We start from the raw sequence: 16,831 nt of genomic DNA on the forward strand, positions 1-16,831 counted from the left end.
TGTGGAGAACCCGACAGGATCCACAGGCACTGTCCGTCACGCCCAGAACGCGGCGACCCGCTCCGCGACCTGCTCCGCCTGCGCCCGCCCGGCCTCAGCCGAGGGCCGCTGCGTCGACAGCGCCAGCGAGTTCGTCCCGAAGGCCCGGATCGACGCCTCGTCCGCGACCACGGCCTCCACCTGCGACCCAGCGTCACGGAGCGCGGCGACGGACCGGTCCAGCCACGGCCCGAGCGGCGACGGGCCCTCCGGGCTGCACGCGATCACGAGGACCCGCTCGTACCCGGCGGCGACGTCCGCGTTGGTCGCCGACCGCACCCCGCCGTCGACGTACGGGTGTCCGTCGATGCGCACCGGCGACCAGACGATCGGCACCGAGCAGCTCGCGGCGACAGCGCGCTCCAGCGGCACGCTGTCCTCGGCGCGGAACACCCGGAAGGACCCGTCGACCGCGTCGACCGTGGTCACCGCGTAGGGCTTCGCCGGCCACTCTGCGCTCGGCAGCGTCTGTCGGAAGGTCGCGACACGCTCGTCGTCGCTCTGGCCGGCGGTGACCTCCTGCGCCGCAGCGCCGACCCGCGCGCGGGCGTCCTGCTCCGAGATTGCGCCCTGCATCGCGGCGCCGAAGCGCTGCTCGACTTCAGAGACGTCCACAGCGGCGGGCTCCTCGTACGTCGTCGGCAGGGGGCTCGTCTGCTGCGCGTAGGCGTCCTGCACGGCGCCGGCGCGCAGGAACGCCCCCACCACGCTGCCTGCACTCGTGCCGACCACCAGGTCAGCGGCTCCGAGGTCGACCCCGGCATCCTCGAGTGCGGACAAGACGCCGAGCTCCCAGGCGATGCCGGCGACCCCGCCGCCTCCGAGGACGATCGCGCGGGTTCCGGGCGTGGGAGTGGGCGTGGGCTCTGCAACATCGGTCATGTGTCCTGCATACCAAGTCCGGCGATGAACGCGCACCACGCCGGGCCGGCGGACCCGGCCACGGGCCGGCCGGGAGGCGCTGATCGCCCCCCGCCCCGCGCCTCCCGTCCGCCGCTGGGTCGCGCACAACAGGAACCGGCTCGAGCCGCCGTTTCCCGCGGTTCGAGCCGGTTCCTGTTGTGCTGCGCCGAAGCGCGCCGCGCAGGCGCGCCGCGTCGGGTGGGCGGACCCGGCCACGGGCCGGTCGGGAGGCGTGGGTCGCGCCCGTCCGGCGCCTCCCGTCCGCCGGTGTGCCCCGCACAACGGCAACCGGCTCGCGCCGCGGTTTCCCGTGGTTCGAGCCGGTTCCTGTTGTGCTGCGCCGAAGCGCGCCGCGCAGGCGCCACGCGGGGTGGGCGGGCCCGGCCACGGGCCGGTCGGGAGGCACGGGTCGCCCCCGCCCCGCGCCTCCCGTCCGCCGGTGGGCCACGCACAACAGGAACCGGCTCGCGCCGCGGTTCCCCGCGGTTCGGGCCGGTTGCTGTTGTGCTGCGCCGAAGCGCGCCGCGCCAGGCGCCACGCGGGGTGGGCGGGCCCGGCCATGGGCCGGTCGGGAGGCACGGGTCGCCCCTGCCCCGCGCCTCCCGTCCGTTGCTGTTGCGCGGCGCCGAAGCGCGCCGCGCCGCGCACTACGTCGGGGCGCCGGACCCCGCCCGGAGCCGGACGGGAGGCGCGGATCGCCCCCGCCCCGCGCCTCCCGTCCGCCGGTGGGCCACGCACAACGGCGACCGGCTCGCGCCGCGGTTTCCCGCGGTTCGAGTCGGTCCCTGTTGTGCTGCGCCGACGCGCGCCGCGCCGCGCCAGCGCGCCCCCCGCTACTCGGCCGCGACGTCGATGAGCACCTTGCCGACCGCGTCGCCCTGCACGGCGTCGTGGGCGGCCGCGGTCTCCTCGAGCGGGAAGCGCAGCAGCGGCAGGCCCGCCTCCTCGCCGACCGGCAGGACACCGTCGCGCAGTGCGGCGGTGACGTCCTCGGCAGCGGCGGCCAGGGCAGCGTCGCCGATCGTGTAGAGCAGCAGGAACTGGTACCGGGCGTTGATGCTCATGTTCGGCCGGACCGGGATCGACGCCGCGTCGCCACCGTTGTCGGCGTACATCGAGACGACACCGTGGTTCGCCAGCACGGCCGCGTCCAGGTCGGCGTTCGCGGGGATCGACACCTCGACGACGATGTGCACGCCGTCCGGGGCGATCGCGCGGATCTGGTCGGCGGCGTCGTCCTCCCGGTAGTTGACGGTGTGGTGGGCACCGGCCGCGGTGGCGAGGGCTGCCTTGTCGTCGGAGCTGATCGTCGCGATGACGGTCGCGCCGGCCCACCGTGCCAACTGGATGGCGGCGTGGCCGACGGCACCCGCGCCTCCCGCGACGAGGACGACGCGACCGGTCAGCGCGCCGGGGGAGAGACGGGCGGGACCGTCCTCGTGCACGGTCAGGGCGCGGTGGGCGGTCATCGCGGGGACGCCGAGCGAGGCGCCGACGTCGAACGAGACGCCCTCGGGCAGCGGTGCGACGCGGGTGGCGGGGACGACGGTGTACTCCTGCGCGGTGCCGGTCGGGCGGGAGGCCGCGGCCATGAACAGCCAGACGTGGTCGCCGACCGACAGCCCCTCGACCCCGGGGCCGACCGCGTCGACGATGCCGGCGCCGTCCTGGTTCGGGGTGATCTCGGGGAACGGCAGGCCGTCGCCGTAGGTCCCGCCCTGCCGGGCCTTCCAGTCGGTGGGGTTCACGCCGGAGACGACCACGCGGACGCGGACCTCACCGTCGCCGGGCTCGGGGACCGGACGGTCGGCGAGGGAGAGGACGGCGGACGTTCCGGGCTGGGAGTAGACGATGGATCGCATGTCTCCACGCAACCACCGGCGGGCGGTCGCGATTCCAGGAGGGACGGGTTCAGCCGCGCGCGTCGTACCCCGAGCGGGCCTCGGCGACGCCGTCCATGTGGTCGATCGCCCACTGTTCGAGCGGCACGAGGACCGTACGGAGCGACCGTCCGGTAGCGGTGAGTTCGTACTCCACGTGCGGAGGGATCTCGGGGAACACCGTCCGGGTGACCAGCCCGTCGCGTTCCAGGGCACGGAGGGTCTGCGTGAGCATCTTCTGCGACACGCCCTGTACCCGGGTGGCGATCGCCGAGTAGCGGCGGGGCCCGTCCGCCAGGGCGCCGATCGTCAGGACGCTCCAGCGGTCCCCGATCCGGTCGAGGAGCTGCCGGGAGGGGCAGTCCGCCGCGTAGGGGCTGTACTCGAGCGCAGTCATGGTGGCCTTCCGTGGGGCACGACCCGCGACGCGCCCGGGCGGGGCACGCACCACGAGGTGCCTACTTTCCGAAAGAGAGTAACACCCGTACAGTGAGTGACACGGCGCGTGACCGCGTCGGAACCGTCACACGAAGGAGCTCGCATGTCCACCATCGTCGTCTTCGGAGGCACCGGCTACGCCGGCTCCGCCATCGTCCGTGAAGCCCTCTCCCGCGGCCACGAGGTCGTCGCCGTCGCGCGCGACACCTCCAAGCTCGACGCCGCCGAGCACCTCACGCTCGCCCAGGGCGACGCGTTCGACGCCGGCTTCGTGTCCGACGTGACCAAGGGCGCCGACGTCGTCATCGTGTCCCTGCACGCGGTCCAGTCCGACGGCAGCGAGCTCAAGGACAAGTTCCAGCACTTCGTCGACGCCGCCGAGGCTGCGGGTGCGCGTCTCGGCATCGTCGGTGGCGCCGGCTCGATGCTCGTCGCCGAGGGCGGCCCGGCCCTGTACGACACCCCCGACTTCCCGGACGCCTTCAAGGGCGAGGCGAAGAGCCACGGCCAGATCCTCGAGGCCCTGCGCGCCGGCGACACCTCGGTCGACTGGTTCTACGTCAGCCCCGCCGCGGCCTTCGGTGGCTACAACCCGGGCGAGCGTCGCGGCACCTACCGCTCGTCGGACGACGTCCTGCTCGCCGATGCCGAGGGCAACTCGGACATCTCGGGTGCCGACTACGCGATCGCCGTCGTCGACGAGATCGAGCAGCCGAAGCACCACCAGGCGCGTTTCGGCGTGGCCTACTGACCCGACCGGCTCGCGTCACCGCATGACGGACGGGAGGCCCGTGACCAGCTGGTCACGGGCCTCCCGTCCGTCAGGTCAGCGGTTGCCGACGATGGCCGGCAGGGGCAGGTGGTGGCGCATGCGCACCTCGAGGTGCAGGCCACCCCGCCGCGCCAGGACGAGCGCGGTGACCGCCGCGGCCGCGGCCGGGACGCCGCCGGCGACCATCATCCCGACGTGCGCCCCGAAGTGGTCGACGACCTGGCCCATCAGCGGACCGCCGATCGCCTGTCCGCCCAGGAGCACGAGGACGTAGAGCGACATCACCCGGCCGCGGATGGCGACGTTCGAGGACAGCTGCACCAGTGAGTTCGACGCCGTCTGGAAGAGCAGCTGGGACAACCCGACCACGACCAGCAGGACCGTGAACGGCGCGATCGTCGGGGTCGTCCCGGCGACCACGAGCAGGACCCCGGTCCAGAACACCCCGCCGACGATCGTGCGCAGCCGCACCACTGCGCGCCGGGTGGAGAGGACCGCGCCGGTCAGTGCGCCGACGGCGACCGCGGAGTTGAACAGGCCGTACCCGCCTGCGCCGACGCCGTAGACCTTCGAGGCGAACGCGGAGAGCAGCACCGGCATCGTCAGAGCGAACACCGAGAAGAACGCCACCAGGATCACCGGCACGATGATCGTCGGCTTCGCGGCGGCGTAGCGGAGGCCCTCCATGAGCTGCCCCTTCGACCGCGGGGCCGGCGGCGTGCGGTGCAGTTCGGAGACGCGGAGGAACCCGAGCGTCACGACCACGGCGACACAGGCGATCGCGTTGATGCCGAACGACCACCCGGCGCCGACGGCGACGAGCAGGATGCCGGACAGTGCGGGGCCGATCATGCCGCCGAGCTGGAACACCGACGAGTTGACGCTGATCGCGTTCCGCAGGTGCTGGTGTCCGACGATCTCGGTGACGAACACCTGCCGCGCCGGGTTGTCGATGACGGTGACCATGCCGACCAGGAACGCGATCACCCAGATGTGCCACGCTTGCACCACCCCGGCCAGGGTCAGCACCGCGAGCAGCAGCGAGAGCACCGCGAAGGCACCCTGCGTGATCATCATCAGCGCCCGCTTCGAGTAGCGGTCGACGAACACCCCGCCGAGCAGCCCGAACAGCAGCATCGGTGCGAACTGGCACGCGACCGTGATGCCGACCTGTGCGACCGACCCGGTGAGCTGCAGCACGAGCCAGTCCTGGGCGATGCGCTGCATCCACCCGGCGGTCATCGCGACGAGGTTGGTGGCGGTGAACAGCCGGAAGTTCGGCACGGACAGGGCGATGAAGGACCGGCGCCACGGCGGGCGGACGGTGCTGATCGGGAGCGGCTCGGTGGGCGGGTGGATGGTCGTCGGTGACGATCGCACGGTGCGGGGGACTCCGGCTGTCGAGGGTGGGAACGGTACCCGATCGAAACTAACCGCTCGACGGCCATTCGATCCTCCTATGATCGGCATCACTCCATTGCGATGTCGAATGAGGGGCCCGCCGTGCTCGATCCCGTCCTGCTCCAGACCTTCCTGGCCGTCGCCGAGACCGGCAGCTTCACGCAGGCCGGTGTGCAGCTCGGCATCAGCCAGCCGACGGTCTCCCAGCACGTCCGCCGGCTCGAGTCGACGGTCTCGCGGACCCTCGTCGCACGCGACACCCGCGGGGTCCGCCTGACCGACAACGGCGACGCGATGGCCGGGTTCGCGCGGACGATCCTCGCCGCCCACGCCACCGCCGACGCGTACTTCTCGGGCGTCGCCGCTCGAGGGCGCCTCCGGTTCGGCGCCGCAGATGACCTGGCGATCACGCAGTTGCCCCGCATCCTCCGTGACTTCCGGAAGCTGCACCCGCAGGTCGACCTCGAGCTGACGGTGAACCAGTCCGCACCGCTGCTCCGCCGAGTGCACGCCGGGCAGCTCGACCTCGTGTTCATCAAGCGCACCGCGGGGGAGTCCGCCGAAGGGACCCGGGTCGCCTCGGACCAGATGGTCTGGATGGCGCAGGACGGCATCGCCCTCGAGATCGACGACCCGGTGCCGCTGATCGCCTACCAGGCGCCGAGCATCAGCCGGCAGATGGCGATCGACGCGCTGGAGGCCGCCGGTCGCACCTGGCGGATCACCTGCAACACCCGTGACGTCAACGGCGTCCTCGCGGCCGTCCGGGCCGGCATCGGGGTCGCGGTGTTCCCGCACTCGCTGATCCCGGCGGACCTGGTGAAGGTGTCGCAGCGGCTGTCGCTGCCGGACCTGCCGGCGGTCGACTACGTCCTCATCGCCAACCCGACCGTGCAGCGCGAGCCGATCGAGGCCCTGACGAACGCGATCCTGTCGCGCGGGGTCGTCCGCGCCGTCTGACTGTCGGCCTTCCCCGTCGGACGCCCGGTATGCCAGCATGTCGGTCTCGACGATGCAGGAGGGACCCCAGATGTACGCAGACGCCGCCACGTCCGCCTGGCCACCGGAGATGCTCATCACCGAGGAACGACGCGAGCACTCGCTGTGCATGCTGCTCTTCCTCGAGTCGACATCGGCGAGTGCGGCCGGGTGGTCCGGAGCAGATCGGAGCAGTTGGCTCGCGGCGTGGTCGGCGTCGATCGCGGCGCTCGTCACGCGGCCGGACGACTGGGAAGAGGACTTCCAGTTCCTCCGGCAGGCGAGCGCGTGGGCTGAGCACCTCGCGGAGCACCTGGGGGACGCTGTCCTCGATGACGCCCTCGCGGACGCCTACGGCACCTGGATCGAGGCTGCGGCTCCGAGCGATGCTGAGGTCACCTACGACGACCGGGTGCTCGATGACCTGGTCGCCGCATGGCGCGTCGGGCTGCGGACCCTGGTGGTCCTCCCGACCTCGGGCACGATGGCCGTCCGGCTCTCGGCGTCGACGCTCCTGCTGTCGATGCCGGTGCGCAGTGACGTCGAGCACTTCCGCTCGGCGCTCCGGATGTTCGCGACGGACCGGTCGGGCTGACCAGCCGAGTGGCGTTCGGTGGTCAGGGCGCGATCGTCGGGACGGTCCCGGTGCCGGTGATGTCCGGCAGCGGTGCGCCGAGCACCGAGGCGACCGCCCACAGCAGCACGAGGGTGCCGACCGTGCCGAGCACCGCACCGAGCAGGGCGACGGGCCGCTGCCACGTGGTCAGCGCATTCCGCATCGTCACGACGGACACCAGGACCGCGAGCAGCCCGAGGACCACGCCGACCGCGTGCACGGTCGCGGGAGCGGTGAACCACCAAGCGGCCAGTCCGATCGTCCCGAGACCGGCGATCGCACCCAGGACAGCGCCCTGCGTCGGCCCGAGCGACCGGGCGGGTCGTGCGGTCCGGCGTGCGGTGGGCTGCGCATCGGCCGGGAGGCGCGCCTCACCCTCCGTCACGGCCGTCGCGACGGTCGGGACCTCCGCTGGCGCCGGGAGCGGGACGGCGGTCGAGCGGCGCTTCGGCGGCTCCTCGACGGTGCGGCGGGACCCGAACAGCCGGCGGCCGGTCGTGCCGCGTCCGCGAGCGTTCCGGTGCTCTCGGGCCGGTGTGGGTCCGGCGACCGCAGCGGGGTCGACGGCCGTGGTGTCGGCGCTGCCGGAGACGGCCGGGGTGACCGGCGGCAGGACCGGAGCGAGGGGCGGGACGGAGGGGGTGCTGACGGCCGGGTCCAGGCGGGCGGACTGCGCGACACCGGTGGGTGCCGACGCGCCGATGATCGCGTCGAACGTCGTGGCGGCCGTGGCGGCCGTGGCGGCCGGCGGGACGACCCGGGCCTGCTGTCGGGCGAAGCGTGCGGGCGTGCGGTAGCCGATCGGGCCGACCGGCTCGGGCTCACCGCCCTCGACGACGACGTGCTCGAGGCCCGGTACCGAGAACCGCGGCTGACCGGCCGCCGGTACGACGGGGACGGCCGGCGTGGGCGGCAGAGCGGGGCCGGACGCTGACCAAGCGGTGTCACTCCCACCGAGGGCGGGCGCGCCGACGGTCGGCAGCCAGGACCCGGACGGCACCGGAGTCTCCGGGTGGGCCGGGGTCGCTGCTTCCGGAGCCGCCGGAACCCCGGACTGCGGTGTGTACCAGTTGGCGGGGGCACCGGGTGTGGCGGCGTCGACGGGGCCGAGCGGTGGGTGCTGGACTTCCGCGGCGGGCACACCGGTCCCGGGCGCGACGGGCATCGCCATGCCGGCTGCACCGGCGCCACGACGTCCGGTCGGCGCATGCTGCCCGGCACCGTGCTGCCCGGCACCGTGTCGGCCGACCGCGGAGCTGCCCGCCGGGACCGTGGTGACGGTCACGCCGCTGCCGGGTGCGTTGACGGTGGGCGCACTGACGACGGGAGGGCTGGAGACCGGGGCGAAGGGGATCGTGTCGACGTTCGGGGACGTCGGAGCCGGCGGCAGCAGCTCCTGCGCCGGCGGGTAGTCGGGGGCGACCGCGTTCGGGTCGAGGGCCGGCGTGGCGGAGGTGCGGAGCGCCTCCAGACTGACTGCGTCGACCGCGAGGGCCGCGTCGACTGCCGGGACAGCGCCGACCGAGGGGCCTGCGCCGATCGCGGGGACTGCGCCGGCGGAGGGAACCGCCCCGGCGGAGGGAACTGCCCCGACCGCGGGGAGTGCCCGGGCGACGGGGCGGCCGCTGACCTCCACGCTGCCGACGGCGGGGGCGACTCCGGCGCTCGCCGCAGTCGGTGCCGCCACCACGGGGCGGGCGTCCTCCGGCGGAGCGGTGACCCATGCGGGTACCGCCCGGCGGGGTCGCTCGGACTCGGGCATGCGATGAGACGCCACGGCCGCTGTTCCTCTCCCTGGATTGATCCATCGTCAGTTCTACCGGGGAGGAACAGCGGCCGAGAGCCCCAGTCAGAGGGGGTCGAGCGCGGGGTGCGTCGACGTCACATGTCGCGGTAGCGCTTCGCGGCGGCGAGGGCCTCGCGGAGCTCGTCGACGGTCAGACGCGGGCCGTAGCCGGGGGTGTCGCGCTGGATGCGCCATCCCTCGGCGAGGGCGCCGGCGTCGACGGTGTCGAAGCCGAACTCGTCGATCAGGTCGGCGACGGTCGTCTTGGCAGCGGCGTCGTCACCGGCGATCACGAGGGCGCGGCGGTCCGGGGTGCCGGCGGGGGTGGCGTGCTCGGTGAGGTGGTCCGCGCCGATGTGGTTGAAGGCCTTGACGACGTGGGCGCCGACCAGGTGGTCCTGCAGCATCTCGGCCGTCGTGGTGGTCTCCTCGTCGAGGGCCGCGATCTGGCCGTCGCGCTGGGGGTAGTAGTTGTTCGTGTCGATGACGACCTTGCCGACGAGCGGCTCGACGGGGATCGTGTCGATGGCGCCGAGCGGCACGGTGACGACGACGATCTCGCCCTGGGTGGCGGCGTCCTCGCGGGTGCCGGCGGTGGCGTGCTCGCCGAGCTCGGTGACGAGGTCGGTGAGGGTCTCCGGCCCGCGCGAGTTCGCGATCACGACCTGGTGGCCGTGCTGCACCGCGAGGCGTGCGAGCTGGGATCCGATGTTGCCTGCTCCGATGATTCCGATGGTTGTCATGCACGGTGCAACACGAGCGCGGCCAGGGCATTCCGTCTGGCGTTCCCCGGAGCGCGGTGGCACCGGAACCTGAACGGCGGTGCAGGATGGCGGCATGACACACGAGTTCCGGAACGAGGCCGACCGAGACCGGTATGCCATGTACGTCGACGGGACCCTCGTGAGCGTGCTCGACTACCGCGTCAACGGTGACGCGATCGCCTTCCCGCACACGTACACGGTGCCGGCACACCGCGGCCACGGGTACGCGGGTGAACTCGTGGAGCACGCCGTGTCCGACGTCGAGACGACGTCGTCGAAGCGCATCGTCCCGATGTGCTGGTTCGTCAGCCAGTGGTTCGACGAGCACCCCGAGAAGAACGACCTCCTCAGCCGCGGCGTCGCGGACTGACCCACCGAGAGACCGCCATGCCCCGCATCGTCCCCTTCCTCTGGTTCGACGACCAGGCCCAGCACGCCACCGAGTACTACACGGAGCTGTTCCCCGACTCACGGATCGACGGCGTCGGCCGCGGTCCGGACGGCTCGGTGCTCGTGGTCGAGTTCACCCTGATGGGCCAGCCGTACCGGGCGATGAACGGCGGCCCCGGGCACCCGTTCACCGACGCGCTCTCGCTGCAGGTCGACGTCGACACGCAGGAGGAACTGGACCGGATCTGGGACGCGCTGATCGCCGAGGGCGGGCACCCGGTGGCGTGCGGCTGGCTGGTCGACCGCTGGGGCCTGTCGTGGCAGGTCACCCCGTCGATGATGGGGGAGCTGATGGCAGCCGGCGGCGACCACGCAGCGGCCACCCGGGTCTACGAGGCGATGCGGGACATGATCAAGCTCGACATCGCCGCACTCCGGTCGGCGGCTGCCCCGGCCTGAGCCCGACACCCGGCGGTGCCCCGGTCGGCCACCGATGTCCCCTCTTCGGCGGACGCCCCGTTATCGTGGGGCGACACCGTCGGCGGAGGGGCCCGCGTCAGCGATGCGGGGACCGCCACGCAAGCACCATGCCCTGACCAGGGGCGACCGACCTCCGGCCGACGCCGGACGACAGACTGGAACACCATGGCCGACCCGAGGGGCCCCGGGATCCGCGAAGCGGACATCGGACGGGCGTACACCGAGCTCTCCCGCATCACCCGCCGAGCGAGCGTCCGTGCGCGCGGCACCGACGACGTGCTGAGCATCGTGGACCAGTCGCTGGTCGACTTCGTCGTCCAGCACCCCGGGTGCATGGCGATCGACATCGCCCGCTACCTGCGGCTGAACCGGTCGACGATCTCGCGGCAGCTGTCCGGGCTGCTCGTCGCGGGCCTGGTCCGCACGGTCGACGGCGGTTCCGGCAACGCGAAGCCGCTCGAGGCGACCGACGCCGGCCGTGCGGCGCTGGCCCGGTCCGTGCGGCTGCACCGGGACGCCCTGGTCGAACGTCTGGCGGAGTGGTCCGACGACGACGTGGCGCTGCTCGCCGGCATGCTCGAACGGCTCGGCGCCGCCGACGAGGTCGACCTGCCGATGCCGAGCCGCGACCCCGACGAGTGACGGCGACACCGTGAGCACCACGCTCGTCCTGCTGTCGGACACGCACCTGCCGAAGCGGGCGAAGGACCTGCCGGCCGAGCTGTGGGCCGACATCGACGCCGCCGACCTGGTCGTGCACGCCGGTGACTGGGTGGACCTGGCGACGGTCGACCTGCTCCGGGCCCGGTCCCGCGACCTGCTCGCCGTCCGCGGCAACAACGACCTTGGCTTCGAGGACCACCTGCCCCTCGTCGCCACCCGCCGCATCGAGTCGCTGCGCTTCGCCGTCGTGCACGAGACCGGTCCGGCGACCGGGCGCGGACGTCGGGCCGAGGCGGACCACCCCGACGTCGACGTCCTGGTCTTCGGCCACTCGCACATCCCCTGGGACTCCACCGCACCGAACGGCATGCGTCTGCTCAACCCCGGTTCGCCGACGGACCGCCGACGACAGCCCGACCACACGTGGATGCGCTGCGAGGTCGACGGGTCGGACCTGTCGGTCACGCTGGTCCGGCGGGCCCCCGGCGCGGACGGCATCCGCCTGGTCGCGTCCCCGGAAGCGTCCTGACGCGCGACGGTTCGACCGGGAGGCCCGTCCCGCCTCCGTCAGACCGGCCCGCCCGGTCAGACCGGCTCGCCCAGCTGTTCCGGCATCTGGAAGAACGCGAGCTCCTGCGCCACCGACTGCCGGAACGCGCGCGCCATCCGCCCCCGCAGCTCGGGGTCGGCCCGCCGCGCGAGCTCCTCGACGAGCTCCGTGGCCCGCACGCTCGAGGCCGCGAACCCCGGGTCCCCGTACGCCGTGATCCAGTCGGCGAACGGGTGCCCGACCGGAGCCGTGCCGAGCCGTTCCCCGACCCAGGCGTAGACCCGGAAGCAGGGCAGCACCGCGGCCGCGAGCACGCTGACGTCCCCGGTGCCGGCACCCTGCCGTGCCGCGTCGGCCAGGTGTGCCAGGTACCCGGCGCACACCGGGTGCACCGGGTCGTCACTGTGCGATCCGGCGAGCCGACGGTGGTGCAGGTCGCGGGCCTCAGCGGCGCAGCCCTCGCTGGCGGTCCTCCAGAACGCGGCAGCCTCCCCGGTGGACCCGGCAGCGATCGTGGCGAGATGCTGTTCGTACGCCCGCAGGTAGTGGACGTCCTGCGCCAGGTAGCCCGCGAACACTTCGGGGTCGAGCGTGCCGTCGGCCAGACCCCTAAGGAACCGGCAGTCCAGCGTCTCGTCGAGCACCTCGGCCGCGTCGACCCACCAGGCGTCGGTCCATCGTGGTGTCGGCAGGGCCGCCCGGACGAGGGCGTTGTGGTCGATCGGCCCGTGACCGCGGCCGACCTGCAGCGCGTCGGCACCGCGGAGGGCGGCGGTCAGCCAGGTCTTCGCCGACCCGACCGCCAGCTCCCAGTCGCCGTGCCGGGCGACGAGGGTGGCGATCGCACTCGACAGGGAGCACCCGGTGCCGTGCGTGTTCGTCGTCGCGACCCGGGGGCCGGTGAACACCCGGACGCTGCCGTCCGGGGCGACCAGGGCGTCGTCCGAGCTCGGCCCGTCGTCGTGGCCGCCCTTCGCGAGCACCCGGACGTCCCACCGTCGGGCGACGGCACGAGCAGCGTTGATGCCGTCGGTCGTGATGCCGTCGATCGTGGTGCCGTCGGTCGACGCCGCGCCCGCCAGCTGGGCGAGGACCCGGAGTTCGTCGCGGTTCGGCGTGACCAGGTCGGCGAGGGCGAACAACTCCGTCATCGCGGACTCGGCATCCGTGTCGAGCAGCCGGTCGCCGCTCGTCGCCACCATCACCGGGTCGACCACCACCCACGCCGGCCGGTGTGCCCGGAGCCAGTCGACGACGACCCGCACCACCTCGGCCGTGCCGAGCATCCCGGTCTTCACCGCGTCGATCGTCACGTCGTCCGACACCGCGTCGAGCTGCTGCCGGAGGAACACCGCGTCGGGGACGTGCACCGACCGGACCCCGACGGTGTCCTGCGCGACCAGTGCCGTGACGACCGCCATGCCGTACCCGTCGTGCGCCGCGATCGACTTGAGGTCCGCCTGCACCCCGGCACCACCCGTCGGGTCCGTGCCGGCGATGCTGAGCACCCGCGGCAGCGGCGCAACCGGAACACCTGCGCCCACGCCTGCGCTCCCGCTCACCGTCCCGCTCCGTCCCACGCCGCCACGAACGCCCGAGCGGCAGCGCCCGGGTCCGGCGCCGCACAGATCCCCGACACGACGGCGACACCTGCGGCCCCGGCCTGCCGGAGCGGTCCGACGTCGTCGAGGGTCACGCCACCGATGCCGACGCACGGCACGGTCGTCGTCGCCGCGAGCCGTCCGAACCCGGCGACGCCGAGCGCCGGCGGGTGGTCCGGCTTCGTGCTGGTCGGGTGCACCACCCCGACTCCGAGCAGGTCGACCGACCCGGCGGGCATCGTCGCGACCTCCACCAGGTGCCGCGTCGTGTTCGCCGTCAGCCCGACGTGGGCGTCCGGGCCGAGCAGTGCACGGGCGGCGCTCGCCGGGACGTCCGACTGCCCGAGGTGCACACCGGCCACCCGGTGTCCCGCGTGCCGAGCGGCCAGGGCGACGTCGAGCCGGTCGTCCACGACCACCAGCGCCCGGTCGCCCACCGCATCGGCCACGGCGGCGGTGAGTGCCAGCAGGTCCCGAGCCGACGCGGTCTTGTCACGCACCTGCACGATCCGCACCCCGGCACCGACCGCGGCCCGGACCACGCCGAGCACCCCGTGCCCGTGGCGTTCCGCCATCGCGGAGTCGGTCACCAGGTAGACGCCGAAGTCGTCCGTGCCGGGCATCAGGCGGCCCCGCCGGCGATGCCGAGGACGGCCGCAGCCGACGTGTCGGCGGTGATCCGGGCCTCCCGGACGACGTCCTCCGGGCTCAGCGAGGCGAGCCGGTCGAGGAACAGCGGCTGGAAGGTACCGGGGCCACCGGCGTCGCGCGCCGCCAGCTCGGCGGCGATCGTGTGCACCGCCGTCGCAGCGACGGCCGCGTCCAGCGGACTGCCGGGGGAGACCGCCGCGAAGGCCGCCACGACCGCGCCGAGCGCGCACCCGCCGCCTGTGATCCGGGTGAGGAGCTCCGTACCGTTCGCGACCCGTACCAGCCCGCTCGGCGCCACCAGCAGGTCGACCGGACCCGAGACGGCGACGGCCCCGACCGTGTCAGCCCGGACGGCCGCGACCGCGGCGTCGTGCGCGTCCTCCGTCCCGACGGTGCTGTCGACACCACGACCGCCCGCCGAGGCGCCGAGGACCGCGAGCACCTCCGACGCGTTCCCCCGGAGGACCGTGGGCCGGAGTGCGAGCAGGTCACGCGCCAGCGCGGTCCGGACCGGCAACGACCCCACTGCCACCGGATCGAGGACCCACGGCGTCCCCGCGACCACGGCGGCGGCCGCGGCCTCCAGCGAGGCGACGCGCGGCTCGGCGTGCGGGGTGCCGGTGTTGACGAGCAGCCCGTCCGCGACGCCGGCGAACGGCCCCGCCTCGGTCGGCACGTCGACCATCGCGGCCGACGCCCCCAGCGCGAGCAGCACGTTCGCGGTGACGTTCTGCACCACCGTGTTCGTGATGCACTGCACCAGCGGCGCCCGGGTGCGGACGGCCTCCAGCAGGTCGGCGGTTCGGTGGGCCCAGTCGATCGTGGGCGCAGCGTTCTCCATGGACGATCCCTTCGCGAGTACGAGCTCGAGCAGGTTCGACGGGTGTGATCTCAGCCGCTCGGATGCGGCACCCCGTGTCTCGGTCGACACCGTACACGCATCGGCACCGACGTCCAGGGGCTCCTGACGGACGTTTGTGGAAGGGTGGACACGTGGACGACGAACGACGGACCGCGACCCCTGCCGGACCGCCACCCGGACCCCCCTCCGGCCCCCGCGACCCGGGCGACGCCTGGGCGTACGGCGCAGACGGCACAAAGGCCTGGGGCCGCTTCGGCGCCGCCGGCCTGCTCGTCGACGACGGACACGGCCGCGTCCTGCTGCAGCACCGCGTCGAGTGGAGCCACCACGGCGACACCTGGGGCATCCCCGGCGGCGCCCGCCACCAGCACGAGGACCCCGTCACCGCCGCCCTCCGCGAGTCCGCCGAGGAAGCCGGCGTCCCCGACGACGCCGTCGACCTCCGCCACACCGCCGTCCTCGACCTCGGGTTCTGGACGTACACGACCGTCGTGGGGCGCGCCTCCCGGCCCTTCGAACCCGTGATGGCCGACCGCGAGAGCCTCGCCCTGGCCTGGGTCCCCGTCGCCGACGTCGACGCGCTCGACCTGCATCCCGGCTTCGGCCGCTCCTGGGCGGCCCTCCGCGCCACCCTCGACCGCACCCCGCACGTCGTCGTCGACGCCGCCAACGTCGTCGGCAGCGTCGCCGACGGCTGGTGGAAGGACCGCGCCGGCGCCGCCACCCGACTCGTGGAGCAGGTCCGCGCGCTCGCCGCGGCCGGCGTCCCCGCGACCGCGCTCGACCTGCCGTCGACCGCCTGGTGGCCGCGCTGGACCGTCGTGCTCGAGGGGGAGGCCCGCAGCGCGACCACGGAGCCGGCACCGTCCGCCCCGCGGCCGGGTCTGCCGCCGGTGACGATCGACCGGGCGGCGGCGTCCGGTGACGACGCGGTGGTCGCTGCCGTCGAGGCGGCCGTCGCCGCGGGGGACGCGCCGGTCGTCGTGGTGACCGCCGACCGTGGCCTGCGGGACCGGGTGCAGGCGCTCGGCGCCGACGTCCGCGGCCCGGGTTGGTTGCGGGAGCTGCTGCCGGACTGACTCCGACCGGTCCAACTCCGGCCCGTCGCTGTCCCTAGCCGGCCTGATCCTGTCCGGACTGCGCCTTCCGTCTCGCCGACGGCGCGCCGATCGGATGGTCGCCGGTCGGCCGACCCGAGCGTCCGCTCCTGCCACTACAGTGGCGAGCACGTCGACGACGACGCTCAGGAGGTTCCCCCATGGAACGGATCACCAAGGCCGACGACCGGGTGCACCGGCCTGCCGGGCCGTGGACCCCCACCGTGCACCGCTTGCTGACGCACCTGCACGAGCAGGGTTTCGTCGCGGCCCCCGCCCCGATCGCCCTCGGCGCACAGCTCGAGACCGTGACGTTCGTCCCCGGCGAGGCGGGCGAGTACCCCTGGACCGCGGACGTCGCGAGCGAGGCCGCCCTCGTCACGACCGCACGCCTGCTGCGGCAGTTCCACGACGCTGCCGCCTCGTTCCCGCGTGACGACACGACCGACGTCTGGTCGCAGGCCGAGCGGCTGCCGGTCGAGACCATCGTGCACGGCGACTTCGCCCCGTACAACGTCGTCTACGACGGCATCGCGGCGGTCGGCGTGATCGACTTCGACACGGCGCACCCCGGCCCGCGGGTCTGGGACGTCGCCAGTGCCGTGTACCGGTTCGCCCCGTTCACCAGCAGTGTCGACGAGGGCGGGCCCGTGCCCGAGTTCACCGACCGGGTGACCCGCGCCGCCGAGTTCTGCCGCGCGTACGGTCTGGACGCCCGCTCCCGCAGCGTGCTCGTCGAGACGATGACGTCGAGCCTGGTGGCCCTCGTCACGACGATCGACACCGAGGCGGCGGCGGGCAACCCGAAGTTCGTCAGCGACCTGGCCCACGGGCACGCGGAGCTCTACCGCGCCGACGTCGCCTGGCTCGAGGAGCACGCGGACGCGATCACGGCAGCGCTGGTCTGACCACTCCGGAGTGGTCCGGCCGCACGGCGTGGTCAGACGGCTCTGCTCAGCA

Annotated in this window: 18 protein-coding genes and 1 riboswitch; of the genes, 9 read left to right on the top strand and 9 right to left on the bottom strand. The window is 73.7% G+C overall.

Annotated elements, in window-relative coordinates:
• Positions 1–36 precede the first annotated feature (36 nt).
• The 3 genes from DEI97_RS06670 to DEI97_RS06680 all read right to left on the bottom strand — a co-directional run bounded on the left by DEI97_RS06670 (position 37) and on the right by DEI97_RS06680 (position 3,219).
• Entirely contained in the window at positions 37–921 is an 885-nt protein-coding gene (locus tag DEI97_RS06670; protein ID WP_111075035.1) for a patatin-like phospholipase family protein, read from the bottom strand.
• Between the two features lie 854 nt (positions 922–1,775).
• Positions 1,776–2,804, bottom strand: coding sequence for an NADPH:quinone reductase (locus DEI97_RS06675; RefSeq protein WP_111075036.1), 1,029 nt, complete (start codon positions 2,802–2,804; stop codon positions 1,776–1,778).
• Positions 2,805–2,853: 49 nt separating this feature from the next.
• Entirely contained in the window at positions 2,854–3,219 is a 366-nt protein-coding gene (locus DEI97_RS06680) for a winged helix-turn-helix transcriptional regulator (protein WP_111075037.1), read from the bottom strand.
• A gap of 144 nt (positions 3,220–3,363) precedes the next feature.
• Between DEI97_RS06680 and DEI97_RS06685 the strand changes: the two genes are divergently transcribed.
• Positions 3,364–4,011 (top strand): NAD(P)-dependent oxidoreductase, encoded by a 648-nt coding sequence (locus DEI97_RS06685; RefSeq protein ID WP_181439266.1) that lies wholly within the window; start codon positions 3,364–3,366, stop codon positions 4,009–4,011.
• Between the two features lie 75 nt (positions 4,012–4,086).
• Here the strand turns inward: DEI97_RS06685 and DEI97_RS06690 are convergent, their stop codons facing one another.
• A complete protein-coding gene (locus DEI97_RS06690; RefSeq protein ID WP_111075039.1) occupies positions 4,087–5,412 on the bottom strand; it encodes an MFS transporter in 1,326 nt (441 codons plus the stop codon).
• Between the two features lie 123 nt (positions 5,413–5,535).
• On the opposite strand from DEI97_RS06690, the gene DEI97_RS06695 reads away from it, so the two are divergent.
• Together DEI97_RS06695 and DEI97_RS06700 are read left to right on the top strand one after the other, a co-directional pair.
• Positions 5,536–6,393: a LysR substrate-binding domain-containing protein gene (locus tag DEI97_RS06695; RefSeq protein ID WP_111075040.1), complete on the top strand. Its 858-nt coding sequence runs from the start codon at positions 5,536–5,538 to the stop codon at positions 6,391–6,393.
• Between the two features lie 70 nt (positions 6,394–6,463).
• Positions 6,464–7,006, top strand: coding sequence for a hypothetical protein (locus DEI97_RS06700; protein ID WP_146248151.1), 543 nt, complete (start codon positions 6,464–6,466; stop codon positions 7,004–7,006).
• Between the two features lie 22 nt (positions 7,007–7,028).
• Here DEI97_RS06700 and DEI97_RS06705 read toward each other — a convergent pair whose 3' ends face one another.
• Both DEI97_RS06705 and DEI97_RS06710 read right to left on the bottom strand, forming a co-directional pair.
• A complete protein-coding gene (locus DEI97_RS06705) occupies positions 7,029–8,804 on the bottom strand; it encodes a hypothetical protein (protein WP_146248152.1) in 1,776 nt (591 codons plus the stop codon).
• A gap of 104 nt (positions 8,805–8,908) precedes the next feature.
• Positions 8,909–9,556 (bottom strand): NADPH-dependent F420 reductase, encoded by a 648-nt coding sequence (locus DEI97_RS06710; RefSeq protein ID WP_111075043.1) that lies wholly within the window; start codon positions 9,554–9,556, stop codon positions 8,909–8,911.
• Between the two features lie 94 nt (positions 9,557–9,650).
• Here DEI97_RS06710 and DEI97_RS06715 point away from each other — a divergent pair, with 94 nt between their 5' ends.
• The 4 genes from DEI97_RS06715 (at position 9,651) to DEI97_RS06730 (ending at position 11,639) form a co-directional block, all read left to right on the top strand.
• The gene (locus tag DEI97_RS06715) at positions 9,651–9,947 is read left to right on the top strand and encodes a GNAT family N-acetyltransferase (RefSeq protein WP_111075044.1); all 297 of its coding nucleotides are present in this window, start codon (positions 9,651–9,653) and stop codon (positions 9,945–9,947) included.
• 17 nt (positions 9,948–9,964) lie between these two features.
• Complete coding sequence (locus DEI97_RS06720; RefSeq protein ID WP_111075045.1) at positions 9,965–10,426, top strand: VOC family protein; 462 nt, start codon at positions 9,965–9,967, stop codon at positions 10,424–10,426.
• A 186-nt stretch (positions 10,427–10,612) separates the two neighbouring features.
• Positions 10,613–11,089 (top strand): MarR family winged helix-turn-helix transcriptional regulator, encoded by a 477-nt coding sequence (locus DEI97_RS06725; protein WP_111075046.1) that lies wholly within the window; start codon positions 10,613–10,615, stop codon positions 11,087–11,089.
• Between the two features lie 10 nt (positions 11,090–11,099).
• The gene (locus DEI97_RS06730) at positions 11,100–11,639 is read left to right on the top strand and encodes a metallophosphoesterase family protein (protein ID WP_111075047.1); all 540 of its coding nucleotides are present in this window, start codon (positions 11,100–11,102) and stop codon (positions 11,637–11,639) included.
• 56 nt (positions 11,640–11,695) lie between these two features.
• Here DEI97_RS06730 and thiD read toward each other — a convergent pair whose 3' ends face one another.
• From thiD to thiM, 3 genes are all read right to left on the bottom strand, one after another.
• Positions 11,696–13,168, bottom strand: a complete 1,473-nt coding sequence (gene thiD, locus DEI97_RS06735; RefSeq protein ID WP_258376713.1) for a bifunctional hydroxymethylpyrimidine kinase/phosphomethylpyrimidine kinase — start codon at positions 13,166–13,168, stop codon at positions 11,696–11,698.
• A 50-nt stretch (positions 13,169–13,218) separates the two neighbouring features.
• Positions 13,219–13,884 (bottom strand): thiamine phosphate synthase, encoded by a 666-nt coding sequence (thiE, locus tag DEI97_RS06740; RefSeq protein WP_111075048.1) that lies wholly within the window; start codon positions 13,882–13,884, stop codon positions 13,219–13,221.
• Entirely contained in the window at positions 13,884–14,753 is an 870-nt protein-coding gene (thiM, locus tag DEI97_RS06745; protein WP_111075049.1) for a hydroxyethylthiazole kinase, read from the bottom strand. Before thiM ends, thiE begins: the two co-directional genes overlap by 1 nt.
• Positions 14,742–14,838, bottom strand: a riboswitch (TPP riboswitch). (Overlaps the previous gene by 12 nt.)
• A 67-nt stretch (positions 14,839–14,905) precedes the next feature.
• On the opposite strand from thiM, the gene DEI97_RS06750 reads away from it, so the two are divergent.
• Both DEI97_RS06750 and DEI97_RS06755 read left to right on the top strand, forming a co-directional pair.
• Positions 14,906–15,853 (top strand): NUDIX domain-containing protein, encoded by a 948-nt coding sequence (locus tag DEI97_RS06750; RefSeq protein WP_111075050.1) that lies wholly within the window; start codon positions 14,906–14,908, stop codon positions 15,851–15,853.
• Positions 15,854–16,032: 179 nt separating this feature from the next.
• Entirely contained in the window at positions 16,033–16,779 is a 747-nt protein-coding gene (locus DEI97_RS06755; RefSeq protein ID WP_111075051.1) for a phosphotransferase enzyme family protein, read from the top strand.
• Positions 16,780–16,831 lie beyond the last annotated feature (52 nt).

It is taken from the genome of Curtobacterium sp. MCLR17_032, assembly GCF_003234795.2.
Classification (GTDB): Bacteria; Actinomycetota; Actinomycetes; order Actinomycetales; family Microbacteriaceae; genus Curtobacterium.